17 protein-coding genes and 1 tRNA gene are annotated in these 25,649 nt (G+C 44.6%); 15 read left to right on the top strand and 3 right to left on the bottom strand.

Annotation, left to right across the window (positions count from 1 at the left end; genetic code table 11):
- Nucleotides 1-22: 22 nt before the first annotated feature.
- The 11 genes from RB604_RS06125 (at nucleotide 23) to RB604_RS06075 (ending at nucleotide 15,980) form a co-directional block, all read left to right on the top strand.
- Entirely contained in the window at nucleotides 23-1,891 is a 1,869-nt protein-coding gene (locus tag RB604_RS06125) for an outer membrane protein assembly factor BamB family protein (RefSeq protein ID WP_055293395.1), read from the top strand.
- A gap of 28 nt (nucleotides 1,892-1,919) precedes the next feature.
- Nucleotides 1,920-3,386, top strand: a complete 1,467-nt coding sequence (locus tag RB604_RS06120; RefSeq protein ID WP_005926963.1) for a glycosyltransferase family 2 protein — start codon at nucleotides 1,920-1,922, stop codon at nucleotides 3,384-3,386.
- A gap of 8 nt (nucleotides 3,387-3,394) precedes the next feature.
- Nucleotides 3,395-4,333 carry a DUF4922 domain-containing protein gene (locus RB604_RS06115; protein ID WP_055293393.1) on the top strand — a complete coding sequence of 313 codons (939 nt, stop codon included), beginning with the start codon at nucleotides 3,395-3,397 and terminating at the stop codon, nucleotides 4,331-4,333.
- The gene (locus RB604_RS06110) at nucleotides 4,330-5,676 is read left to right on the top strand and encodes a SpoIID/LytB domain-containing protein (protein WP_055293391.1); all 1,347 of its coding nucleotides are present in this window, start codon (nucleotides 4,330-4,332) and stop codon (nucleotides 5,674-5,676) included. Before RB604_RS06115 ends, RB604_RS06110 begins: the two co-directional genes overlap by 4 nt.
- A 12-nt stretch (nucleotides 5,677-5,688) precedes the next feature.
- Nucleotides 5,689-6,993, top strand: a complete 1,305-nt coding sequence (locus RB604_RS06105; protein WP_005926970.1) for an MFS transporter — start codon at nucleotides 5,689-5,691, stop codon at nucleotides 6,991-6,993.
- A 29-nt stretch (nucleotides 6,994-7,022) separates the two neighbouring features.
- Nucleotides 7,023-8,261, top strand: a complete 1,239-nt coding sequence (locus RB604_RS06100; RefSeq protein WP_055293389.1) for an exo-beta-N-acetylmuramidase NamZ family protein — start codon at nucleotides 7,023-7,025, stop codon at nucleotides 8,259-8,261.
- Between the two features lie 2 nt (nucleotides 8,262-8,263).
- Nucleotides 8,264-11,230: an FAD-binding and (Fe-S)-binding domain-containing protein gene (locus RB604_RS06095; RefSeq protein ID WP_055293387.1), complete on the top strand. Its 2,967-nt coding sequence runs from the start codon at nucleotides 8,264-8,266 to the stop codon at nucleotides 11,228-11,230.
- Between the two features lie 37 nt (nucleotides 11,231-11,267).
- On the top strand, nucleotides 11,268-12,431 hold the full coding sequence (locus RB604_RS06090; RefSeq protein WP_055293385.1) for an acyltransferase family protein: 1,164 nt from the start codon (nucleotides 11,268-11,270) through the stop codon (nucleotides 12,429-12,431).
- Nucleotides 12,428-13,264: a hypothetical protein gene (locus tag RB604_RS06085; protein WP_055293383.1), complete on the top strand. Its 837-nt coding sequence runs from the start codon at nucleotides 12,428-12,430 to the stop codon at nucleotides 13,262-13,264. Before RB604_RS06090 ends, RB604_RS06085 begins: the two co-directional genes overlap by 4 nt.
- A 29-nt stretch (nucleotides 13,265-13,293) precedes the next feature.
- Nucleotides 13,294-14,121, top strand: coding sequence for an N-acetylmuramic acid 6-phosphate etherase (gene murQ, locus RB604_RS06080; RefSeq protein WP_055293381.1), 828 nt, complete (start codon nucleotides 13,294-13,296; stop codon nucleotides 14,119-14,121).
- A 92-nt stretch (nucleotides 14,122-14,213) separates the two neighbouring features.
- Complete coding sequence (locus tag RB604_RS06075; RefSeq protein WP_055293379.1) at nucleotides 14,214-15,980, top strand: serine hydrolase; 1,767 nt, start codon at nucleotides 14,214-14,216, stop codon at nucleotides 15,978-15,980.
- A gap of 1,026 nt (nucleotides 15,981-17,006) precedes the next feature.
- Here RB604_RS06075 and bamJ read toward each other — a convergent pair.
- The 3 genes from bamJ to RB604_RS06060 all read right to left on the bottom strand — a co-directional run bounded on the left by bamJ (nucleotide 17,007) and on the right by RB604_RS06060 (nucleotide 20,460).
- Nucleotides 17,007-17,633, bottom strand: a complete 627-nt coding sequence (bamJ, locus tag RB604_RS06070) for a BamJ family beta-barrel-assembly machinery protein (RefSeq protein ID WP_005926985.1) — start codon at nucleotides 17,631-17,633, stop codon at nucleotides 17,007-17,009.
- Between the two features lie 11 nt (nucleotides 17,634-17,644).
- On the bottom strand, nucleotides 17,645-19,186 hold the full coding sequence (locus tag RB604_RS06065; RefSeq protein ID WP_055293377.1) for a glycine--tRNA ligase: 1,542 nt from the start codon (nucleotides 19,184-19,186) through the stop codon (nucleotides 17,645-17,647).
- Nucleotides 19,187-19,314: 128 nt separating this feature from the next.
- Nucleotides 19,315-20,460: an AAA family ATPase gene (locus tag RB604_RS06060; RefSeq protein WP_007479068.1), complete on the bottom strand. Its 1,146-nt coding sequence runs from the start codon at nucleotides 20,458-20,460 to the stop codon at nucleotides 19,315-19,317.
- A 360-nt stretch (nucleotides 20,461-20,820) separates the two neighbouring features.
- Between RB604_RS06060 and RB604_RS06055 the strand changes: the two genes are divergently transcribed.
- From RB604_RS06055 to RB604_RS06040, 4 genes are all read left to right on the top strand, one after another.
- Nucleotides 20,821-23,502 carry a DNA gyrase/topoisomerase IV subunit A gene (locus RB604_RS06055; protein ID WP_005926994.1) on the top strand — a complete coding sequence of 894 codons (2,682 nt, stop codon included), beginning with the start codon at nucleotides 20,821-20,823 and terminating at the stop codon, nucleotides 23,500-23,502.
- 50 nt (nucleotides 23,503-23,552) lie between these two features.
- Nucleotides 23,553-24,392 (top strand): DUF3316 domain-containing protein, encoded by an 840-nt coding sequence (locus RB604_RS06050; protein WP_373133582.1) that lies wholly within the window; start codon nucleotides 23,553-23,555, stop codon nucleotides 24,390-24,392.
- Between the two features lie 65 nt (nucleotides 24,393-24,457).
- Nucleotides 24,458-25,462 (top strand): S41 family peptidase, encoded by a 1,005-nt coding sequence (locus tag RB604_RS06045; protein ID WP_007479070.1) that lies wholly within the window; start codon nucleotides 24,458-24,460, stop codon nucleotides 25,460-25,462.
- An 84-nt stretch (nucleotides 25,463-25,546) separates the two neighbouring features.
- Nucleotides 25,547-25,628 (top strand) — tRNA-Leu (locus tag RB604_RS06040).
- Nucleotides 25,629-25,649: the final 21 nt, after the last annotated feature.

Below are 25,649 nucleotides of genomic sequence, written 5' to 3'. Positions count from 1 at the left end.
AGATAATCAAGTATCACGCCGTATGAATAAGAAAATATATACCGGTATTCTATTTTTGTTCGCTGTATTAACCGGCATCCGGGCGCAGATCGGGGAGCACTTTCGTTTTGCTCTCCTGACAGACATTCATGTCACCCAAAAAGGAACCGCCTTTGACGATCTCCAAAACTCCATTCACCAAGTGAACAGAACGCAAGATATCGACTTCGTACTGGTAACGGGTGACATCACAGAAGAGGGTGACCGTGCTTCCATGCAAAGAGTGAAAGCAGCTCTCGGCCAATTAAAAGTCAAATATTATATCATTCCCGGAAATCATGAAACAAAATGGAGCGAAAGCGGAGTGACGGATTTCGGGCATGTTTTTGGCGGAGAACGTTTCAAATTCGAACATAAAGGCTTTCTCTTTTTAGGATTCAATTCCGGACCATTAATGCGTATGGCCGATGGTCATGTCGTTCCGCAAGACATCACCTGGCTTAAGAAAGAATTGAAAGAGGCCGGAAAAGAGAAACCCGTATTTCTGGTCACTCACTATCCGATGCTAAAAGGCGATGTGGATAATTGGTACGACGTAACAGACGCTGTGCGCCCTTATAACATCCGCGCTTTTCTGGGCGGGCATTACCATCTCAACAAATTCTTCTCATACGATGGTATTCCCGGAATCATCAACCGTTCCAATCTGCGTGGAAAAGAAGCAATTGGTGGGTACAACATTTATGAAATCACCTCGGATTCCCTTCTTGTCTATGAACAGAAAATTGGTAAGGAGCCTCAAAAGTGGTGCTCGTTCTCATTAGTCCACTCATATTATGACAAAAAAGGAGCAACAGACAAATATCCCGATTACTCCGTAAACAAAGAGTATCCACAAGTAAAAGAAAAATGGTTAGTACAAACCGGTATCGGTATTTATTGCTCACCGGCAATAGCCGATAAGCAAGTTTTTGTAGGTGATGATATGGGCTTTCTGACCTCCTATAGCCTTCAAAAAGGGAAAAAACAATGGAGTTTCCATTCCGGCAACCGTATAGTAGGAACACCGGCGGTAGCCGACGGCATAGTCGTATTCGGCTCAGCCGATAAGAAGATTTACGCGTTGAACGCAAACAATGGAGAATTACGCTGGGAAGTAGAAGCCCAAGAACCAGTCCTGGGTGCTGTGACCATTGATAACGGAATAGTTTATATAGGGGCCAGCGATCATACATTCCGCGCTATCGATCTCTATACCGGAAAAATCAAATGGACATACACAGGTGTAAAAGGTTATATAGAAACCCGCCCTCTGATTGAAGAAGACAAGGTGATTTTTGGAGCATGGGATAACACACTCTACGCCCTCAACAAGAATACCGGAGAAGAACTGTGGAAATGGACAGGCGGATTAACCCGTATGCATTTCTCTCCTGCAGCAGTATGGCCGGTAGCCGCTAATGGCAAAGTATTCATTACTGACCCGCAACGTGCCATGACTGCCATCGATTTGGCAACAGGAGAAACCATATGGCGTACTTACCAGTCTACCGTACGCGAAACAATCGGATTGTCTGCCGATAAAAAACGGGTATACAGTAAGACAATGAATGACAGCATCGTCTGCTACTCTACCCAAGGAGACAAGCCACACCAGTTATGGAGCTCCAATGTCGGCTTTGGTTATGAGCATGCTCCTTCCATGCAAGTCGAAAAAGACGGAGTAATGTTCGGCAGTACGAAAGGAGGGCTTATCTTTGCACTGGAGCCATTAACAGGCAAAGTTCTATGGAAGTACAAAATCGGTAACTCTCTGATTAATACCGTCGTCCCTATCAATCGCCATCAGGTATTATTCACGGCTACCAGTGGAGAAACCGGACTGTTAGAGTGGAAAGAACCAAAAGAATAAGAAAAATAAAAATATATAAAACTGAAATATGAAAACTACAATTAATTGCTTCATCCCTTTTGCAGATGCAGCACAGGCCGAAAAGACAATACAGGGTTTGAAATCGTCAAACCTGGTAAAAGATATATATTTGTTAGTAACGGAAGACACGGAAGTTCCTCTCCAGGGATGCCGGATTCTGCACGTGCCGGCACTCAATTCCACTGCAACCATGCGCATAATAGCTGCCCACTCCGATGCCGACTACACACTGTTTTATACTAAGTACACTACACTAAAACTGGGCATGTTTGCCCTCGAACGCATGACCCGCATTGCAGAAGACAGTGTTGCCGGCATGGTATACGCCGACCATTACCAAGTATCAGAAGGGATTCAAAAAAATGCTCCTGTAATAGATTACCAGTTTGGCAGTCTTCGCGATGATTTCAACTTCGGATCGGTTTTGCTATACAAGGCAAGTGCCCTGCAAGAAGCCGTCACCCGAATGAAAACCGACTATCAATTTGCCGGCCTGTATGACCTGCGGCTTAAACTCTCGCAAAAGGAATCGCTGGTTCACATCAACGAGTATCTCTATTCGGAAATAGAAAACGATACCCGAAAAAGCGGTGAAAAAATATTCGATTATGTAGACCCCAAAAATCGAGGAGTACAAATAGAGATGGAACAAGCTTGCACAGAACATCTGAAAGAGATAGGCGGCTATCTGGCTCCTACCTTCAAAAAGATCGAATTCGATGCCACCGATTTTGAATATGAAGCTTCTGTCATTATTCCGGTACGCAATCGCATCCGTACCATCAAGGATGCCATCCGTTCGGTATTAAACCAAAAAACGGATTTCAAATTCAACCTCATCGTCATCGACAACCACTCTACTGACGGTACAACAGATGCGATCCGTGAATTTGCATCCGACGACCGTCTCATTCACATCCTGCCCGAACGCAATGACTTAGGTATTGGCGGGTGTTGGAATCTCGGAGTGCATCATGATAAATGTGGAAAATTCGCCGTACAATTGGATAGTGACGATGTATACAAGGACGAAAACACCCTAAAAACAATGGTTAATGCGTTCTATGAACAAAACTGTGCAATGGTGGTAGGTACCTATATGATGACGGATTTCCACATGAATATGATTGCTCCGGGCATCATCGACCATAAAGAATGGACTCCCGAAAACGGACGCAACAATGCCCTGCGTATCAATGGGCTGGGTGCTCCACGTGCTTTTTACACACCGGTATTACGAGAAATCAAAGTCCCCAACACCAGCTATGGAGAAGATTATGCTCTCGGACTCAATTTCTCCCGCCGGTACCAGATAGGCCGTGTTTACGAGGTAGTATATTTATGCCGCCGTTGGGACGATAATTCCGACGCTTCATTGGACATTATAAAAATGAACGGACACAACCTGTATAAAGACCGTATCCGCACTTGGGAATTACAGGCCCGCATTGCCATGAACCGTCATCAAATGTAAGGACAAAGATGGATACAAAACAGAAAATAGAACGGTTGCTAACCGACCAGCTTTCTGCATGGGAGTTGGCCGGAAACAATTATGCAGCATTAGCCCGGATTAAAGTCAAAGACCTAAATGTAAACGGGATGCACTATAAAGTACAATTTAATCCTGCACGCATTGTCTCTTCGGCAGCCAAAGTAGATGCCCAATCCATACAAGAACGGAAATGTTTTCTTTGCCCCGCCAACCTCCCTGCCATGCAGAGAGGGATTCCATTCAAAGATAATTATCAGATACTGATTAACCCGTTTCCGATTTTCCCGAAGCACCTTACTGTTCCGGCATTAGAACACGTGGACCAACGTATAAAAAAACGTTTTGGAGACATGCTCGATCTGGCGGCTATTGCCGAAGATTACATCGTTTTTTATAACGGTCCGAAATGTGGTGCTTCCGCTCCCGACCATGCTCATTTTCAAGCTGGCAATAAAGGTTTTCTCCCTCTTGAACAAGAATGGAGGAATAAGAAAGCCGGAAAGATTGTCACCTACAGGACAGCGTCTCTTTCTTATCTGGATGATGCTCCACGAACCACTCTGGTTATAGAAACCGGAAACCGGGAAGACGCCATCGCACTATTCAACCTTGTATACAACGCAATGGAACTCAAACCGGGAGAAGACGAACCCATGATGAACATTCTTGCATGGACAGAAAACAGCCAATGGATTGTTTGCATTTTTCCACGCGCCAAGCACCGCCCGTCCTGCTATGCGGCAGCAGGAGACGCCAATATCCTCATCAGTCCGGCATCCGTAGATATGGGAGGCGTATTCATCACCCCGCAGGAAAAAGACTTTGAAAAGCTAACGGCAACAGACATTATGTCTATACTCGGAGAAGTCTGTCTGGACACAGATGAGTTTCGTAAACTAAGACAACGCATAAAAGAACAATTATGAGAGAGCCCAAAGTACATGTCGGCATCCTGTCCGAAACAAAAATAGAATTTATTTTTCCGGATACTTATCGTGTCAACGAAGAAGAAGTATCCGGAAAACAACTTGTCCTTTTTGATAATGGTAAGATTCTCTGGAAAAACAACCGTTACGATGAATTGCTGTTTGAACCCTTGCGGGAAGAGACTGACTCTTTCGAATTATTAGATGTAACGATCGGCATCAATTTCCATTGGGAACGCAAGGAGAACCAACGTTTTCACGGAGCACTGAAATTTATTGTAGAAGATGAAAAGATAACCGGTATCAATGTCATCCACGTAGAAGATTATTTAACCAGTGTCATCTCTTCGGAAATGAGCGCAACCGCTTCTCTGGAACTGCTGAAAGCCCATGCAGTCATTTCGCGCAGTTGGCTACTTTATCAGTTGAAAGTGGAAAGTGGAAAGTGGAAAGTTGCTATGCAGCATAATAACGCAGCCAACTCTCAACTAAATAAGGACTCTCAACTTTCAACTTTCAACTTTCAACTAATAAAGTGGTACGACCGGGAAGACCATATGCACTTTGACGTATGCGCCGATGATCATTGTCAACGCTACCAAGGAATCACCCGGGCAAGCACTGAAATGGTAGAGCAAGCCATCCAAGCCACGCGGGGACAAGCATTAACTTATGAAGATAAAATCTGCGATGCCCGCTTCTCTAAATGTTGCGGAGGGGCCTTCGAAGAATTTCAATACTGCTGGGAAGACGTAAAACACCCCTATCTTGTCAAACAACGAGACAGTAAAAAAGCGATCTTCCTACCCGATCTACGTATCCATTCAGAAGCAGAGAAGTGGATACGGACCTCTCCTGATGCATTCTGTAATACGAAAGAAAAGAGAATACTCAGTCAAGTATTGAACAATTACGATCAGGAAACTACCGATTTTTACCGTTGGAAAGTAGAATATACACAGGAAGAACTGGCCAAACTTATTTTCCAACGTTCCGGCATCGACTATGGGCAGGTTATAGATTTGATCCCTATAGAACGCGGCACATCCGCCCGTATCTCAAAGTTAAAAATCATAGGAACGAAAAAGACGCTCATTATCGGTAAGGAACTGGAAATCCGGAGAACCCTGTCTCCTTCCCACTTATACAGTTCGGCATTCGTTGTGGACAAAACAGAGGTAAAAAACGGTATTCCCGGAAAATTTATTCTCACAGGTGCCGGTTGGGGACATGGTGTAGGGCTCTGCCAGATCGGTGCCGCCGTAATGGGCGAACAAGGTTATGCTTACGACGAAATATTGTTGCACTATTACATCGGTGCCGCTATCGAGAAATTATATTAAATATATACCGTCATGAAAAACAAGAAACTATCACCGTGGGCTTGGATACCGACATTGTACTTTGCACAAGGTCTACCTTACGTAGCTGTGATGACCATTTCTGTCATTATGTATAAAAAGCTCGGTATCTCCAACACAGACATCGCCCTATATACCAGTTGGTTATATCTCCCTTGGGTTATCAAACCATTCTGGAGCCCTTTTATTGATTTACTGAAAACCAAACGTTGGTGGGTAGTAACCATGCAGATTTTGGTGGGAGCAGGACTGGCCGGAATAGCTTTCACCATCCCAATGCCTAATTTCTTTCAGATAACCCTTGCCATATTCTGGCTGGTAGCTTTCAGTTCGGCTACACATGATATAGCCGCCGACGGGTTCTACATGCTGGCTTTAAGCGTCCGGGACCAAGCTATGTATGTCGGCATCCGAAGTACTTTTTACCGGATTGCAACAATAGCCGGACAAGGACTTCTGGTCGTACTGGCCGGAGAACTGGAAAAGCGTACTTCTACCATAGCCATGGCATGGAGTATTACATTCTATATCCTTGCAGGACTCTTCATTGCATTCTATTTATACCACAGTTACATTTTGCCTCATCCGGCATCCGACAAGCCGGCAGTGGGCAATGTGACCGCGAACAACATATTCAAAGAGTTCTTTGCCACATTCGCAAGTTTCTTCAAAAAGCCGCAAGCCGGAGTTGCCATATTGTTCATGCTGTTCTACCGCTTACCGGAAGCACAATTGGTAAAGCTTATCAATCCTTTTCTACTCGATCCTATTGAAAAAGGCGGGTTAGGGCTGAGTACAGCCGAAGTCGGCTGGGTATACGGCACTATCGGTATTATAGGACTCACTCTCGGAGGAATCATCGGCGGTATTTGCGCGGCAAAAGGCGGACTACAAAAATGGCTATGGCCAATGGCATGGAGTATATCACTCACTTGCATTACATTTGTTTATCTGGGATATTTTCAGCCGCAAGATCTTCTCACAATCAATATTTGTGTATTTATCGAACAGTTCGGATACGGATTCGGTTTCACGGCTTATATGCTTTACTTAATTTATTATTCCGACGGTGAACACAAGACAGCACATTATGCCATTTGTACCGCTTTCATGGCATTAGGTATGATGTTGCCGGGTATGATGGCCGGTTGGCTACAGGAACTTATCGGATACGAGAAGTTCTTTATCTGGGTAATGATCTGTTGTGCTGCTACAATAGCTGTCTGTGCATTCATCAAGATCGATCCGAATTACGGTAAAAAAGAAGAAACAGAAGAAATTAAAGAAACCCAAAAATAAAACAATAACGATTCGAAACAGAGATATTTATGAACAAATTCCGATTTATTATTCTTAGCACCTGCTGCCTGCTGTCCCTCACCATACAGGCACAAAAAATAAAAATCAAAACCGGTATTGAGGTTCTGAAAGAACAGAACTTCAAATGCCTCGAAGGAAAACGTGTCGGCCTCATCACCAATCCGACCGGAGTAGACAATCACTTGAAATCGACCATCGATATCCTTCACGAAGCCCCCAACGTGAATCTGGTAGCTCTATACGGGCCGGAACATGGTGTACGCGGTGATGTTCATGCCGGAGACAAAGTGGATAACTCCGCCGATCCGTCTACCGGCCTACCGGTTTATTCACTTTACGGAAAGACTCGTAAACCAACCCCTGAGATGCTAAAAGACATCGATGTGTTAGTATACGATATACAAGATATCGGTTGTCGTTCATTCACTTATATCAGTACCATGGGAGTGGCCATGGAAGCCGCAGCCGAAAATGGAAAGGAATTTATCGTGCTCGACCGTCCAAACCCGGTGGGTGGTGAAAAGGTGGAAGGCAATCTGGTAGAAGATAAATACATTTCTTTTGTAAGTCAATTTAAGATTCCGTACCTTTACGGACTCACTTGCGGCGAATTAGCTTTGATGCTGAACGGTGAAAATATGCTGGGCAAGCGGTGCGATCTGCACGTGGTGAAAATGAAAGGATGGAAACGCAAGATGGACTATGTGCAAACCGGCTTGCAATGGATTCCTTCCTCCCCCCACATTCCGCATCCACATTCAGCCTTCTTCTATCCGGTATCGGGCATACTCGGAGAACTGGGTTATCTGTCCATCGGAGTAGGTTATACCATTCCATTCCAGATGTTTGCCGCCCCATGGATAAAAGCCGAAGAACTGGCCGGCAAGCTAAATCAATTGCAACTGCCCGGTATCGTTTTCCGTCCGATACACCTCAAGCCGTTTTATTCCGTAGGGAAAGGAGAGCATCTGCAAGGAGTACAAGTGCATATTATGGATTACCGGAAAGCTGCACTAAGTGAAATACAATTTCTGGTAATGCAAGAGGTGGCTGCTCTTTATCCGGAACATACTGTATTCGATCATGCAGACAAAGGACGTTTCGACATGTTCGATAAAGTAAGCGGCTCCAATGAAATACGCGAACGTTTCAGCAAACATAACCGTTGGGAAGACATTCGTGACTATTGGTATAAAGATGTAGACAGCTTCCAGCAATTGTCTAAAAAATATTATTTATATAAATAAAAATGGATAAGGAGAATAAGTACCAGGCCTTTCTGCAGGAAATTTCACAGTTTGTCCCGCAAGAAAGAATCTACACTGACGAATTACGTCGGCTGGCATGGGGAACAGATGCAGGTTTCTACCGGCTCATTCCCCAGATCGTCATTCGTTCGAACAACGAGCAGGAGATATCGGATTTATTGCGTTCGGCAACCCGACATCAGTTGCCGGTGACCTTCCGTGCAGCCGGAACGAGCTTATCCGGACAAGCCATCAGCGACTCTATTCTCATTATAGCCGGAAAAAACTGGGAAAAATACAGCATTTCTCCCGATCATAACCGGATCACATTGCAACCCGGCATCATCGGGCAGCGTGTCAACGAACTGTTACAGCCATTCGGACGTAAATTCGCCCCGGATCCGGCTTCAGTAAAAAGTGCCATGATAGGCGGCATTGTGATGAATAACGCTTCCGGTATGAATTGCGGGACACATGCCAACAGCGATAAGATGTTATTATCTGCACGTATTATACTGGCAGATGGCACTTTGCTCGATACCGGCAATGACGCCAGCAAACAGGCTTTTTCAATGAAGCATGCAGAGTTTATCACACAAATTCAATCCCTGCGTGACCAAATTCGTACCGATAAAGAACTCAGCGCCCGGATTCGCTATAAATATTCAATCAAAAATGTAACGGGACTGAATTTATTACCTTTCATCACATTCGATGATCCGTTCGATATCATCACTCACTTAATGGTAGGTTCGGAAGGAACACTTGCATTCCTTTCCGAAGTCACCATGAGCACAGAATACGACTATCCGCACAAGGCCAGCGCCATGCTCTATTTTAAAGACATCAAAGAAGCATGCCGGGCAGTAGTAGCATTGAAGAAGTTAACCAACGAAAAGAAAGAATGGATTGTAAAAGGTGCCGAACTACTCGACTGGAAATCGTTAGCATCGGTCAATGATCGGACAGGAGAAGGACTCACCGCCGTACTGACAGAGACCAAAGCACACAGTAAAGAAGAACTGGCAGCAAATATCGCTGTCATAGAGGAAACGCTGAAACCCTTCAACACTTATATTCCCGTCCACTTTACGGACAAACCAGAGGAATACTCCAAATATTGGGCCATCCGTTCCGGGATTTTCCCTTCTGTAGGAGGAACCCGGAAACCGGGAACCACAAGTCTCATCGAAGATGTGGCCTTCCACATCGAAGACCTACCTGAAGCAACTGCCGACTTGCAACAACTGATAGCCCGTCATGGATATGACGATGCCTGTATCTACGGGCATGCCCTCGAAGGTAATTATCATTTCATCATCAACCAGTCTTTCAGTACGGATGCTGAAGTAAAACGCTACGAAGAACTGATGAATGATGTCAAAACTTTAGTAATAGACAAATATGACGGTTCACTGAAAGCAGAACACGGTACCGGACGCAACATGGCTCCGTTCGTAAAATACGAATGGGGAGAAAAAGCGTATCGTATGATGCAAGCCGTCAAAACACTCTTCGACCCGCTGAATATACTTAATCCGGGAGTTATCTTCAACGATGATCCCCAATGTCATATCAAGAATTTTAAACCGTTGCCTCTATTAGGCAGTTCCCACCGGCAACCGGCAGAAAACAATAAAAGTACACCGGATATCGGCCCAATAGACAAGTGTATCGAATGCGGCTTCTGTGAAGTAAACTGCCTGACTTGCGGTTTCACTCTTTCTTCGCGCCAACGTATCGTGCTACAACGCGAAATCTCCCGACTCAAAGAAAGCGGTGAAAATCCCCAAAGGCTGGCAACCTTGCAAAAACAATACCGCTATCCCGGCAATCAAACCTGTGCCGGCGACGGTCTCTGTTCTACATCTTGTCCAATGGGAATCAATACCGGCGATCTGACTCATTATATCCGCCAACAGGAATTACCGGAAGGTAGCTTCGCTTACTCCATAGGCAACTTTGCCGCCAACCATTTTGCCGGTATAAAGAGCAGCTTGCGCCCTATGTTGACCTTAGCCAACGCAGCACACACCGTATTAGGTACTTCGGCAATGCTTACTCTCACTACAGGAATGCACAACTTGTTAGGTATTCCGCAATGGACTCCTTTCATGCCCAAGAGCTATAAGAGAAGGGAGAAGGGAGATTTGAGCAGGGAGAAGGAAAGAGAGGAAAGCCAAAGTGACAGCAATACCGGCTCTCAACTTTCAACTTTCAACTCTCAACTTTCAACTAAAAAAAAGGCTTTCAGCTCTCAGCTAAACAAGGTCGTTTATTTTCCAAGCTGTATTAATCAGACGATGGGACTTCCTAAGAAATCCAAGGAGAAGCAACCACTCGTAGATAAGATGTTATCGCTACTGCAAAAGGCCGGATACGAAGTGATCTTTCCGAAAGATATGGAGAAACTCTGTTGCGGTACAATTTGGGAAAGTAAAGGTATGCCGGATATTGCCGACCATAAATCGGCAGAACTTGAAAAAGCCTTGTGGGAAGCTTCCGAAAAAGGGAAATACCCTGTGCTCTGTGACCAAAGCCCCTGCCTGCATCGCATGCGTGAAAAAATCCGGAAGATGAAGCTATATGAACCGGCCGAGTTTATCTATACCTTCCTGCGCGACAAGTTGGAATTCTGCCCGGTCGACCGTCCGGTAGCTATCCATATCACCTGCTCCATGCGTAGGATGGGATTGGCCGATACCCTCCTTTCTCTGGCACGTTTATGCTCCACCCGGGTGATCGTTCCTGAAGAGGTGGGCTGTTGCGGTTTTGCAGGAGACAAGGGCTTCACACACCCGGAAGTGAATAGTTATGCACTGCGTAAGCTACGCCCTCAATTAGAAAAGGCAGGCATACAGACCGGATATTCCAATAGCCGTACCTGTGAAATAGGATTAGCTACCCACACAGGTGTAACTTACGTATCCATCGCCTACCTTGTAGACGAATGTACAAAAGCCCGTTGATCAAACTAAAAAACTTAACACATAAAAATTGCAGAAAATGAATAAAACAACCAGTAAACGCCTCTTAGCCCTCGACATACTGAGAGGTATCACCATTGCAGGAATGATTATGGTGAACAATCCCGGGTCGTGGTCGTACGTCTACGCACCATTGGGACACGCCCAATGGAACGGTTTGACACCGACCGATCTCGTATTCCCCTTTTTCATGTTTATCATGGGAATATCTACTTATATTTCTCTCCGGAAATACAATTTTGAATTCAGCCATTCAGCCGCTCTGAAAATACTCAAACGTACCATTGTTATTTTCGCCATCGGATTGGGGCTTGCATGGTTCTCCATGTTCTGCCGTACATGGAACTCCCTGTCTGCCGAAGAAATTTCGTTCTTCTCCCGTCTCGGACAATCTATTTGGACATTCGACCATATCCGCATTTTGGGAGTTATGCAACGGCTGGCACTCTGCTATGGAGCAACTGCCATCGTTGCCCTGACCATGAAGCACAAGCATATCCCCTACCTGATTGCGACCCTGCTGATCGGTTACTTCATTTTGCTCGTCACCGGCAACGGATTCGAGTACAACAGTACCAATATACTTTCGGTCGTAGACCGTGCCGTATTAGGCGAAGCGCATATGTATAAAGACAACGGAATTGATCCGGAAGGCTTATTAAGCACGATCCCGGCCATCGCCCACGTATTGATAGGCTTTTGTGTCGGCAAACTGCTGATGGAAGTAAAGGACATCAACGAGAAACTCGAACGGCTGTTCCTCGTCGGCACGATCCTTACTTTTCTGGGCTTCCTGCTCAGTTACGGCTGCCCCATCAACAAGAAAATATGGTCGCCCACTTTCGCCATTGTCACTTGCGGATTGGGTTCCAGTTTTTTAGCATTACTCATCTGGATCATCGATGTAAAAGGATACAAATCGTGGAGCCGCTTCTTTGAATCATTCGGTGTAAATCCGCTTTTCATCTATGTCATGGCCGGAGTACTTGCCGTTTTATTAGGTAATATCCGCATACCGTTCGACGGAACGACTACCAGTTTGCACAGCTACATTTACAAAGGTATCCTCCAACCGCTTTTGGGCGATTATCCGGGGTCACTGGCATTCGCACTCCTTTTCGTTGCACTCAATTGGAGCGTCGGTTACATATTATACAAGAAAAAAATATATATAAAAATATGATATTAATAGCAGATAGTGGTTCTACAAAGACCGATTGGTGTGTTGTAGGACAAGGACAACTCGTCCGTCAGATAGTAACGAAAGGCATGAATCCTTTCTTTCAATCAGAGGAAGAAATAGAGAATGAGATTGCTACGGCACTGATTCCTCATTTAAAAACGAACGTGCTCGATGCTGTTTATTTTTATGGAGCCGGCTGTGTACCGGACAAGGTTCCGATGATGTATAATGCACTTTCCACACACCTCAACACCAAGAACGGTATTGAAGTGAATACGGATATGCTTGCCGTTGCCCGGGGATTGTGCGGACACAAACCGGGTATTGCCTGTATCATGGGTACAGGTTCCAATTCTTGTTTCTACGATGGTGAAAAAATAGTAAGTAACGTCTCACCATTAGGATTCATCTTAGGTGATGAAGGTAGCGGTGCAGTATTGGGTAAACTCTTGGTAGGCGACATGCTGAAAAACCAGATGACGCCGGAATTAAAAGAAAAATTCCTGAATAAGACCGGACTGACTCCTCCCGAAATCATCGACCGGGTATACCGGCAGCCGTTCCCCAATCGTTTCTTGGCAAGTCTTTCTCCATTCCTGGCAGAAAACATTCAGGAGCCCTCCGTACATGCATTAGTTCTCGGCAGCTTCAAGGCTTTCTTCCAGCGCAATGTCATGCAATACGATTACAAAAATCATCCGGTTCACTTCATCGGCTCCGTCGCCTACCACTATCAGGACATATTGCACGAAGCCGCCCGCGAATTAGAGATACAAATAACAACCATCGTCAAAAGCCCCATGCAAGGTCTCATGACCTTTCATCAGTCATAAATCATAAATCATTATTCATAAATCACAACATGTTTATCAAAATATCAGAGCAACCTTCGCTCTATAACGATTTAGAAAAAAAGTCTATCCGGGAAATACTGGAAGACATCAATGCAGAAGACCAGAAAGTAGCCCTTGCCACGCAGAAAGCGATTCCGCAAATCGAAAAGTTGGTGAGCCAAATCGTTCCCCGCATGAAACAAGGCGGTCGCATTTTCTACATGGGAGCCGGCACGAGCGGTCGTTTGGGGGTACTCGATGCTTCGGAGATTCCTCCGACATTCGGCATGCCGCCTACATTGGTTATCGGACTGATTGCCGGTGGCGACACCGCCCTCCGTAATCCGGTGGAAAATGCCGAAGACGATACCCGGCGGGGATGGGAAGAACTGGTCGAACACAACATTAACGATAAAGATACCGTAATCGGCATTGCTGCCTCAGGCACTACCCCCTATGTGATCGGTGCACTGCATGCGGCACGTGAACATGGCATCCTGACCGGCTGTATTACCAGTAATCCGGATTCTCCAATGGCCGCGGAAGCCGATGTCCCCATCGAAATGATTGTCGGTCCGGAATATGTGACCGGAAGTTCCCGTATGAAATCGGGTACCGGACAGAAAATGATCCTGAACATGATCACCACTTCCGTTATGATTCAGTTAGGACGTGTAAAAGGTAATAAAATGGTCAATATGCAACTTAGTAACCAGAAATTGATAGACCGTGGTACACGCATGATTGTCGAAGAACTCGGACTGTATTACGACCAAGCAAAGGCATTACTCCTGATGCATGGTTCTGTCAAAAAAGCAGTAGACGCTTACAAATCGGGAACGACAAAGCTCCCATAACATAACTAATAAAACCACAGATGAACGTAAATTTGCGAAAAAACAGTATTCTATTTACGTTCATCTGTATTCCTCACCCGAACACTATCCACATGAAAACACTGTTTGTCATCCTGAACATATTCCTGTTCACTTTTCAAATTTCAGCCCAACCGCTACAACGTGTCGCTCCCGAACAAGTCGGAATGAACTCCCGCCATCTCACATACGCCGACCAAGCCATCGAAAAAGCAATAAACAACAAAGACATTCCCGGTGCCGTACTTGCCGTTGTCCGCCACGGAAAATTAGCTTATCTGAAAGCCTATGGCTGTAAACAGACATTTCCTACCCGTGAACCCATGGATACCCATACTGTATTCGACATGGCATCCGTCAGTAAATCCATATCAACCGCCATCTGTGCCCTTATCCTTACCGAACGGGGACAACTCCGCCTGACAGACCCGGTAAATCTCTACCTGCCGGCATTTTCCGAAGAGATCCGCATCACCGACCTTCTGACACACACCTCCGGGCTACCGGCATATGCTCCCGTAAACAAACTGGCCGAACAGTACGGCTCTCCCAATCCGGAAGGACTCATCGAGTACATAGCAGGCTGTAAACCCGTTTTCAAGCCCGGAAGTGATTTTCAATACAGTTGCCTTAACTACATCGTCTTGCAACATATCATCGAAACCATCAGCGGACAGAGCCTCCGCAATTTTGCCAAAGCCAATATATTTGATCCGTTAGGTATGAGCCACACCGATTATTGCCCCACAGGAGAAATACTGGAACATTGTGCCCCCACTGAAAAACAAAAAGACGGCAGCGTTCTGAAAGGAGTGGTTCACGATCCTTTGGCGCGCATCATGAACGGTGGTATCTCAGGCAATGCCGGTGTTTTCTCCGATGCCAACGATCTGGCCATACTATCCGCCATGTTGTTGAATGACGGCGAATACAACGGACATCGCATACTAAGTCCTTTAGGGGTAAAAGCCATGCGGAGCATCCCACGTCAGGTTAGCGCGCTGGGACGCAGTTTGGGCTGGGACATCTTTTCACCGTATGCTTCCAATCACGGTGACCTTTTCGGTCCGAACACTTACGGGCATACCGGTTATACAGGTACTTCCATCATCCTCGACCCGGATAGCGATACTTCTGTCATCTTATTGACCAACAGCGTACATCCAGACGATAAAGGCAAAGCAATACGCCTCCGTTCATTGGTAGCCAATGCCGTAGCAGCATCTATCTACCCTACCGAACGCACCTATACAGACCATTATTACAAACGTTTCCTTCAGTTCGAAGAAGAACCGGCTATCGGCCCGGAAGACATCGTCATGCTGGGCAATAGTCTCACAGAAGCCGGAAAAGACTGGGGGGCCCGCCTGAAAAAGAAAAATGTCCGTAATCGTGGCATCATCGGAGACGAAGCTATGGGAGTGTACGACCGTCTGCATCAAATACTCCCCGGACATCCGGCCAAGCTCTTCCTTCTGATCGGAATCAATGATGTATCCCACGACCTTTCAGCAGACAGTGTTGTGACACTTATCACCCGTCTGATAGACCGGATACAACAGGAATCCCCCCAAACAAAGATATACCTCCAAAGCCTGCTGCCCATCAACGAATCCGTATGTAAATACAAAACCATGATCGGGAAAACAGACGTTGTACCGGCAATCAATCAACAATTGAAGGACCTAACTGTATCCCGTCAAATAACTTTTATCGATCTCTTCCCCCTCTTTACAGAGAAAGGAACCAATGTATTGCGGAAAGAACTGACCAATGACGGACTGCATCTGACGGAAGAAGGATATAAAATATGGAGTAAGAAATTAAGGAAATATCTCTAACCTGAATGATTCATAGACAGTAATCAAGTAATAAGTGTCAAGTAGCTTAGTAAAAATAGTTCATCTGATGTGGTTCTATTAGTTTACTACTTAACTGCTTATTACTGATCATGAATTATTCAAATTAGGTTACCGACGAGTTCCCTCTTTCAAGGAATCGAAAATGATACTGTTAGTATTTATTTTGATTTTTTTGGCGCATTATCCACATAGAATCCCCCCCCTTCACCGGCTTCACCTTTTGGGCTTAAACTCCTTGTTCATCAGAGATACAGGGTGAAGGGTTATTCCCGTCTTCTCATCTACATACCAATACCTCTCAGGTATCGGGCATACGGTCCGTAAGCACCGAGTGTATGGACAATAAGCACCGGGCGCACGAACAATGAGCACGATGCTTGGAAATCCGGAGTATACCTTCACCCTGTATCTCTGATGAACAAGGAGTTTAAGTCTAAAAGGTGAAGCCGATGAAGGGGGTAGAAATATATAGAACAGGTATTCTGAAGAAATAAGAAAACGCTTGCAAAAAAAGATATTATATCTTTCTTTGAAACCTGCTACATTTTTCAATAAAAGATATCAAGTCTTTTTTTAAAGCTTGCTACGTCTTTTTTTGAAAGATGCTACACTTTGAAAAAAAGATGCTAAATCTTTCCACATGGACTGGAGTTACTATTGCTGAAAACCAACATTTTGAGTTTAATCTTTTTGTTGTTAGTCTTCCAAACACACAACATCAAATATCCCAAATCATCAAATCCCCTCCTTTCTTAATGATTTCATAAACATCTATGGAACAAATAGATTACAAAAACGAGGGTGTGTCAAAACGTAATTTGATGAAAGGACAACTTTTAATCTGAAACTTGACTCCCTAAATCAATGATGAAAAGAGCCATATTATTACTCAAAAACAGAGTTTGATATGGCTCTTTTATAATTGTTAGTTACAATCTATAACTTTTTAGAGTGGTCATTTTAGTTTTGACACACCCTCGTAACTTTTTCATATACAAAAATCTATTATTCTTCTATATCCAGTACTGACAGTGCATTTGAACTACGATTCTCAATGCTATACAATTGCACATCAAATACCAACGTAGAATAGCCAAGAATACTGCCATAGCCACTTGCACCATAACCATATTTCCAAGGAATATAAATCTCCCTACGCTCTCCAACTTTCATACGTTGAAGCATCTCAGACCAGCCTGTAACGACACTATTCACATAAAATCTACTCGGTGAATCAAACACTGTAGGGTTCTTCCCTGTAAAGCCATCAAATCTGGTACCGATTATATAAGTACCTTTATAATATGTATATACACTATCCGTATAATAAGGTTGAATATCTTCCAATACATATCCCTCGATATACTCATATATATTATCAGGGTTCTCAGGCTCATTCTTTACTGGAGTTTTCTCCTTATAAAAGATATAATCATCTGGAGCGCTCAACAAATGAATAGTATCTAATCCGCTTACTTCCCGGTTCGTCATAAATTCATTTCTCAGAGAATCAATAAACGCTTCGTTACGTTCTTGCCAGTTATCATATATGCTCACCTCTTTTGTTTCTTCACAAGAAACAAAAACTAAAGCCAGTAAAAGAATTGGTAATAAATAGATTTTTTTATTCATTCGTCAAGGTTTTATTGGATTGTTTTCAAAAGCGAAGTAATGCTTACTCTGTCGGCAATGATGTTATTCAGCTCAGAGATAGCCACACGCTCTTGTTGCATAGTATCGCGATTACGCAAAGTTACACAATTATCTTCCAATGTCTGATGATCGACAGTTACACAGAACGGAGTACCAATGGCATCCTGGCGACGATAACGCTTACCGATACTGTCTTTTTCATCATACTGGCAGTGGAAATGGAACTTAAGATCGTCAATAATCTCACGGGCCTTTTCGGGCAGTCCGTCTTTCTTCACCAACGGCATCACAGCCAACTTCACAGGCGCAAGAGCAGCAGGCAGTCTCAGTACTACACGACTTTCACCGTTTTCAAGCTGTTCTTCACAATATGCGGCACTCATAATGCTGAGGAACATACGATCCACACCAATAGAAGTTTCAATTACATACGGAGTATAAGATTCATTCAATTCCGGATCAAAATACTTGATGCTCTTGCCGGAGAACTTCTCATGCTGGCTAAGGTCGAAGTTGGTACGGGAGTGGATACCCTCTACCTCTTTAAAGCCAAACGGCATCAGGAATTCAATGTCGGTAGCAGCATTGGCATAGTGCGCCAATTTATCGTGATCGTGATAACGGTAGTGATCATCGCCAAAGCCAAGGGCTTTATGCCACTTCAAACGGATCTCTTTCCATTTCTTGAACCAATCCAGCTCAGTGCCCGGTTTTACGAAAAACTGCATCTCCATCTGTTCAAACTCACGCATACGGAAAATGAACTGACGGGCCACAATTTCATTACGGAATGCCTTACCGATCTGTGCAATACCGAAAGGAACTTTCATACGACCTGTTTTCTGAACATTGAGGTAGTTCACAAAAATACCCTGTGCCGTTTCCGGACGCAGATAGATCTTCATGGCACCATCCAAAGTAGAACCCATCTCTGTGGAGAACATCAAATTGAACTGACGCACTTCCGTCCAGTTCTTCGTTCCGGAAATGGGGCAAACAATCTCTTCATCTACGATGATCTGGCGAAGCTCATCCAGATTATTATCGTTCAGCGCTTTCGCAAAGCGATTATGAAGGGCGTCGCGTTTAGCCTGATACTCAAGGACACGGCCGTTTGTGCCACGGAATTGTGCCTCATCGAAAGCATCACCGAATTTCTTGGCAGCTTTAGCTACCTCTTTATTGATCTTATCATCGTATTTGGCAAGCTGATCTTCGATAAGCACGTCTGCACGATAACGTTTTTTAGAATCTTTATTGTCAATCAACGGATCGTTGAATGCATCAACGTGTCCGGAAGCTTTCCAGATAGTAGGATGCATAAAAATAGCGGAGTCGATGCCGACAATATTTTCGTGCAGCAACACCATGCTATCCCACCAGTATTTCTTTATATTATTTTTGAGTTCAACACCCATTTGACCATAGTCATACACAGCTCCCAATCCATCATAAATATCACTTGAGGGGAATACGAAACCATATTCTTTGCAATGTGATACGAGTTTCTTAAAAACGTCTTCTTGTGCCATTTCTTGTTGTATCTTTAATTAAATTGAAATCATTATTCAGCTAAAAAGCGCCACAAAGATAGCTATTTATCTTATAAATAGGGTGCCGGGGGTATTAATTTATCTTATTTACCACTTCCGAAGAGAAGTCATGGCAATGTTGCCAGCCATAATGCCATAAAGCGGTCGTATACGATATAACCTTTGTCAGACTTATAAACCAGTTCTTTCCCTTGCAGGGATTTCAAGGCCGTATTCACACTGCTGGAAGCTTTCAGCCCATAACGCTTAACGAACTCTCCACTGTTCGGCGTTGCTACTTTCCCCTCTCTGGCAATGGCTTGCATCAGTTGCAATTGGTTATCGGTAAGCAGAGATATAAAATTCTGATAAACAGGGGTATTCTCCTCCAACAGCTGTGCCAGTATGAATTCTGCCTGCCGGATATCAGTAACGGTTTCGTACTGCTCGTATAGCCGATTAAGCAAAACCTGCATGTACCAGGTATGCCCTTCAAAGCGTTTGTATATCCAGCCGAAAACCTCTTTCTCCAACCTTCCTCCTCTCTTTTCAAAGAAAGTGGCCGCAAAAGAGTAATAGGTATTTTCTTCTATTTCACACAACACCATCAGTTGTGAACTCTGATAAAAAGGACGTTTGGCAGAAGTAAACATCTCCTCCATCAAATGCCGGCTACTACCTGCAAAAATGAAATGTACGTTCGGCAGGAATTGGATATAGGAACGAAGTAAAGCCTCGGTCCCTTTCTCGGAATAAGAAGTTATTTGTTGAAATTCATCAATAGCCACATAGCATTTTCTACCGGATGTTGCCATATAATCTAAGATCTCTTTCAACGTCTGTTCAGATTTATCCGGCACAAAATCTAATGAAACGGTGGGTGCTCCCGTCAACTGATCCGCACTGATTACCGGACGACAGGAACGAAAAAAAGAGGTCAGTTTATGAAGCACCGTTTCGCTAAGTGTATCAAGCTGTCCAAGTACGGTCTCCGCAAACAAGCGTACAAACGAAGGTAAATCACGCGTTGCAAATATATCCATATAGAAACAAGAAACACCTACTTCCTGTTGTCGCATCAGATAGAATACATTCTTTATCAACCCCGTCTTTCCAATACGCCGGGGAGCTATCAAGGTGACATTACGTTCATTACTCAGAGCCGAAAGCATCTTTCTGCTCTCCTCTTCACGGTCACAAAAGTAATGCGGACTTACGTATCCATACACCAGGAACGGATTCTTCAATTCGATATTTTTTTGTTTGTCTTTCATACATTCCATATTTTGCGTAACGCATTTTACGTAACGCAAAATACGCAATTTCAGTTGAATTAAACAATTATCACTTCACTTTTAACGTTATGAGACAGCATATCCGGGAATTTATTAAATTTGTCCATCCACATTTATATGTACCAAGCCAAACACCATCATTAGAACATAAACACAGGGACAGATAGATACACCCTTTCTTAATTCTCCATTTCCGGCATAGGATCCTCTCATTTGTCCAAGCTTATCGGGTTCACTTTTGTTTTTTAGAATGATTTGCATTTTTTCCCGATAAATTTTGTATTTTTGCCTGCAACTGAGAAAATCAGTTAATCTTGAACAGACAATTCCCAAACCAATATGAGCGAAGATTTTGAAGCACCGAAAGACGACTTGGACAAAGAGCTCCCGGAAGGGAGCGAAGGACATTCGGACTATAAGCCGGCGGACTCACATAACGAAAGCGTAAAACATCAACTTACAGGCATGTATCAGAACTGGTTTCTGGACTATGCCTCGTACGTGATTCTGGAACGCGCCGTGCCCCACATCATTGATGGACTAAAACCGGTACAACGCCGTATCTTACACTCCATGAGACGTTTGGACGACGGACGCTACAACAAAGTTGCCAATATCGTAGGACATACCATGCAGTTTCACCCGCACGGCGATGCTTCCATCGGAGATGCATTGGTACAACTGGGACAGAAAGATCTGCTCATCGACTGTCAGGGAAACTGGGGTAATATTCTCACCGGTGACGGTGCGGCAGCTCCCCGTTATATCGAAGCGCGTCTCTCCAAATTTGCCCTCGAGGTAGTATTCAATCCTAAAACAACCGAATGGAAGCTATCGTATGACGGACGAAACAAAGAACCGATCGCATTGCCGGTAAAATTCCCCTTGCTATTGGCACAGGGCGTAGAGGGTATTGCCGTCGGACTCTCTTCCAAAATATTACCGCATAATTTTAATGAGTTGTGCGATGCCGCTATCAGCTATCTGCACGAAGAGGATTTCAAGCTATATCCGGATTTCCAGACAGGCGGCTCCATCGATGTATCCAAATACAACGACGGAGAACGCGGCGGTTCGGTAAAGATACGTGCCCGAATCGACAAAGTAGACAACAAAACCTTAGCAATCAAAGAGATTCCCTACGGAAAGACAACCTCCACAGTGATAGATTCCATCCTGAAAGCTGTAGATAAGGGAAAAATAAAAGTTCGCAAGGTAGACGACAACACATCGGCCAATGTAGAAATTCTGGTACACCTGGCACCGGGTACCTCTTCGGACAAGACAATAGATGCATTGTATGCTTTCACCGACTGTGAAATAAGCATATCACCCAACTGCTGTGTCATCGACGACAACAAACCGCACTTCCTCAAAGTCAGTGATGTACTGAAAAAATCGGTTGACAACACGCTCGCCCTCCTTCGGCAGGAACTCGAAATACACAAAGGCGAATTACAGGAAAGCCTGCATTTCGCCTCCCTTGAAAAGATATTCATTGAAGAGCGTATCTACAAAGACAAGGAGTTTGAACAATCCAAAGATATGGATGCCGCATGCGAGCACATCGATAACCGGCTGACACCTTTCTATCCGCAATTCATCCGTGAGGTAACAAAAGAAGATATACTGAGACTGATGGAGATCAAGATGGGACGCATCTTGAAATTCAACACAGACAAAGCGGAAGAAATCATTGCCAAAATGAAATCGGACATTGCCGAAATAGATGCACATCTGGCCAATATCGTGGGATATACGATAGACTGGTACCAGATGTTGAAAGACAAATACGGTAAAAACTTCCCACGCCGGACAGAATTACGTAACTTCGACACCATCGAAGCAACCAAAGTGGTAGAAGCAAACGAGAAGCTATATATCAACCGGGAAGAGGGTTTCATCGGAACAGCTTTGAAGAAAGACGAATTTGTGGCCTGTTGCTCGGATCTGGATGATGTGATCATTTTCTACCGGGATGGCAGGTACATGATAACACCGGTTGCCGATAAGAAATTCGTGGGTAAGAATGTATTGTACGTCAACGTATTCAAGAAAAACGACAAGCGTACCATCTACAACGTGGCCTACCGCGACGGAAAAGAGGGAACGACCTATATCAAACGTTTTGCCGTGACCTCCATCGTACGCGACCGTGAGTATGACGTCACTCAGGGAACTCCGGAATCACGGATTACCTATTTCAGCGCCAACCCTAACGGAGAAGCCGAAATCATAAAGATAACCCTAAAACCCAATCCACGTGTACGCCGTATCATCTTCGAGCGCGACTTCAGCGAAGTGGGTATCAAGAGCCGTCAGGCACAAGGTGTTATCCTGACACGCCTGCCGGTACATAAAATAGCCTTGAAACAAAGAGGCGGTTCTACTTTGGGCGGACGAAAAGTCTGGTTCGACCGGGATGTACTGCGTCTCAACTATGACGGCAGAGGCGAATATCTGGGAGAATTCCAAAGTGACGACAGCATCTTGGTAGTTCTGAACACCGGCGAATTCTATACGACAAATTTCGACGTGAGCAATCACTATGAAAACAATGTAAGCATCGTTGAGAAATTCGACGGTAACAAGGTGTGGACGGCAGCCTTATACGATGCCGACCAACAGAACTATCCGTATCTGAAACGCTTCTGTTTCGAAAGTACCACCCGTAAGCAAAATTATCTGGGAGACAACAAAGCGACCCAACTGATTCTGCTGACAGATGAATATTATCCGCGCCTGGAAGTTATCTTTGGCGGACATGATAGTTTCCGCGATCCGATGGTCATCGAGGCCGATGAATTTATTGCCGTGAAAGGCTTTAAGGCAAAAGGAAAACGTATCACCACATATACTGTGGAAACAATCAATGAATTGGAGCCTACCCGCTTCCCAGATCCTCCGGCACCGGATAAAACAGAAGAGAATGAGGAAGAACCGGAAATACTGGACCCGGATCACGGTAAAAGCGAAGGAGACATACTGGACGAAATGACGGGACAGATGAAACTGTTCTGATTCATTTAAAATTAATTGGGTTGCCAATGAAAAGGAACATACTATTAAAAATGGGGCTGATCGGCTGTTGCCTGCTTGCTCTTTGTGATGGAATATATGCACAGGCAGATTCGCAGCAGGCCAATCGCTACGTCACGCGTGCCACCATGTATGGAATTGGCTATACCAATGTCTTCGACACCTATCTGTCACCGCAGGAATACAAAGGAATAGACTTCCGTATCTCCCGGGAAACCATGCGCATGACCAAGCTATTGGACGGAAACGTATCCGTACAAAACTTTTTTCAGGCCAATATAGGGTATACACACAACCATGCAGAAAACAACAACACATTCAACGGTCTGGTGAATTGGAATTACGGGCTGCATTATCAGTTTCGTATCACCGAAAACTTTAAGCTACTGGCCGGTGCGTTGGCAGATATAAACGGTGGATTCGTATACAACCTGCGCAATACGAACAATCCGGCTTCGGCAAGAGCATTCATCAATCTGGATGCTTCTGCAATGGCCATCTGGCATGCAAAAATAAAGAATTATCCTCTGACGTTCCGCTATCAGGTGAATGTACCGGTAGTGGGGGCCATGTTCTCACCTCACTACGGACAATCTTATTATGAGATTTTCACGTTAGGGAATTCCGACGGAGTAATACAGTTCACTTCATTACACAACCAACCTTCCGTACGCCAGATGTTGTCGATCGATTTTCCGGTCCGGTATGCCAAGTTACGGTTCAGTTACATGGCTGATCTGCAACAATCGGACGTCAACAATATCAAGACACATACTTACTCACATGTATTCATGGTAGGGTTCGTGAAAGACCTGTATCTGATCCGGAATAAAAACGGGACCCCATTGCCGGCGGCGGTGAGAGCGTATTAACTAAAGGGAGAAGGGAGCATTGGCGACGCCATCCAACGGACGGATAATAAATTTAGTAGAAAGAGATGAAAAAGGGAGTAATGAGGATATGGATTCTTTTCTGTTGTCTGGCTGGGCTGACGGCCTGCATCAGAGAGGAAGAGTACGTCAATGATCCGGAGGGGAACTTCGACCAGCTATGGAAGATAATTGATGAGAAATACTGTTTTCTCGATTACAAGGATATCGATTGGGATGCCATCGGAACGGAATACCGCAGCCGGCTTTATCCGGAAATGAGTAATCAGGAATTATTCGGAGTGCTGAACGATATGTTGTACGAACTCAAAGACGGACATGTCAATCTGACTTCCGAAGAGAATCAAAGTCACTTTGACTTCTGGACCGATTCTCCGGTCAATTTCAACGAATCGCTCATTGAGAACACCCACTATCTGGGACGGAATTACCGCCAGATTGCAGGCCTCAAATACAGGATATTAAGTGATAACATCGGCTATATCTATTATGAAACGTTTGCCGACGGTATTGGAAACAGCGATCTGGACGTGGTCTTCTCTTATCTGGCCGACTGCAAGGCGCTGATCTTCGATGTCCGTCAGAATTCCGGGGGCAACGCAACCAACTCAACCCAGATAGCCTCCCGTTTCACCAATGAAAAAATACTGACCGGATACATCCAGCATAAAACAGGACCCGGACATCACGATTTTTCAAGGCCTTATGCCATCTATCTGGAACCATCCAAAAACATCCGTTGGGAAAAGAAAGTAGCCGTGCTTACCAACCGGCATTCATATAGTGCTACCAACGACTTTGTGAAACACATGAAATGTCTGCCCAATGTAGTAATTGTAGGCGACAAGACAGGGGGCGGTTCAGGTATGCCTTTTTCATCGGAGTTACCCAACGGATGGACAGTCCGCTTTTCTGCAAGTCCTCATTTCGACCGGGACATGAACCAGATCGAATGGGGCATCAACCCGGATGTAAAAATAGATATGAAGTCGGAAGATGAGGTAAAAGGCATCGATACGATCATAGAAAAAGCACGGGAATTACTGAAATAAACACTTTTCTTTCGCATTCGTTTGGGAAAACAAAAAATATATCTATCTTTGCACCGCTAAAGAAAAATTAGCCACAACAAGTTTGCGGATGTGGCGTAATTGGTAGCCGCGCCAGACTTAGGATCTGGTGTCTTGCGACGTGTAGGTTCGAGTCCTATCATCCGCACAAAAACTAAAAAGCCTTCAA

It is taken from the genome of Bacteroides salyersiae, from assembly GCF_031172035.1.
GTDB lineage: Bacteria > Bacteroidota > Bacteroidia > Bacteroidales > Bacteroidaceae > Bacteroides > Bacteroides salyersiae.
Note: the sequence above shows the minus strand (reverse complement) of the source record. Positions and strands in the feature narration are given on the sequence as shown.

Excerpts from the sequence above, each read along its gene's own strand:
- RB604_RS06125 (WP_055293395.1), top strand. The coding sequence starts at position 23 with ATGAATAAGAAAATATATACCGGTATTCTATTTTTGTTCGCTGTATTA.
- RB604_RS06120 (WP_005926963.1), top strand. The coding sequence starts at position 1,920 with ATGAAAACTACAATTAATTGCTTCATCCCTTTTGCAGATGCAGCACAG.
- RB604_RS06115 (WP_055293393.1), top strand. The coding sequence starts at position 3,395 with ATGGATACAAAACAGAAAATAGAACGGTTGCTAACCGACCAGCTTTCT.
- RB604_RS06110 (WP_055293391.1), top strand. The coding sequence starts at position 4,330 with ATGAGAGAGCCCAAAGTACATGTCGGCATCCTGTCCGAAACAAAAATA.
- RB604_RS06105 (WP_005926970.1), top strand. The coding sequence starts at position 5,689 with ATGAAAAACAAGAAACTATCACCGTGGGCTTGGATACCGACATTGTAC.
- RB604_RS06100 (WP_055293389.1), top strand. The coding sequence starts at position 7,023 with ATGAACAAATTCCGATTTATTATTCTTAGCACCTGCTGCCTGCTGTCC.
- RB604_RS06095 (WP_055293387.1), top strand. The coding sequence starts at position 8,264 with ATGGATAAGGAGAATAAGTACCAGGCCTTTCTGCAGGAAATTTCACAG.
- RB604_RS06090 (WP_055293385.1), top strand. The coding sequence starts at position 11,268 with ATGAATAAAACAACCAGTAAACGCCTCTTAGCCCTCGACATACTGAGA.
- RB604_RS06085 (WP_055293383.1), top strand. The coding sequence starts at position 12,428 with ATGATATTAATAGCAGATAGTGGTTCTACAAAGACCGATTGGTGTGTT.
- murQ (WP_055293381.1), top strand. The coding sequence starts at position 13,294 with ATGTTTATCAAAATATCAGAGCAACCTTCGCTCTATAACGATTTAGAA.
- RB604_RS06075 (WP_055293379.1), top strand. The coding sequence starts at position 14,214 with ATGAAAACACTGTTTGTCATCCTGAACATATTCCTGTTCACTTTTCAA.
- bamJ (WP_005926985.1), bottom strand. The coding sequence starts at position 17,633 with ATGAATAAAAAAATCTATTTATTACCAATTCTTTTACTGGCTTTAGTT.
- RB604_RS06065 (WP_055293377.1), bottom strand. The coding sequence starts at position 19,186 with ATGGCACAAGAAGACGTTTTTAAGAAACTCGTATCACATTGCAAAGAA.
- RB604_RS06060 (WP_007479068.1), bottom strand. The coding sequence starts at position 20,460 with ATGAAAGACAAACAAAAAAATATCGAATTGAAGAATCCGTTCCTGGTG.
- RB604_RS06055 (WP_005926994.1), top strand. The coding sequence starts at position 20,821 with ATGAGCGAAGATTTTGAAGCACCGAAAGACGACTTGGACAAAGAGCTC.
- RB604_RS06050 (WP_373133582.1), top strand. The coding sequence starts at position 23,553 with ATGGGGCTGATCGGCTGTTGCCTGCTTGCTCTTTGTGATGGAATATAT.
- RB604_RS06045 (WP_007479070.1), top strand. The coding sequence starts at position 24,458 with ATGAAAAAGGGAGTAATGAGGATATGGATTCTTTTCTGTTGTCTGGCT.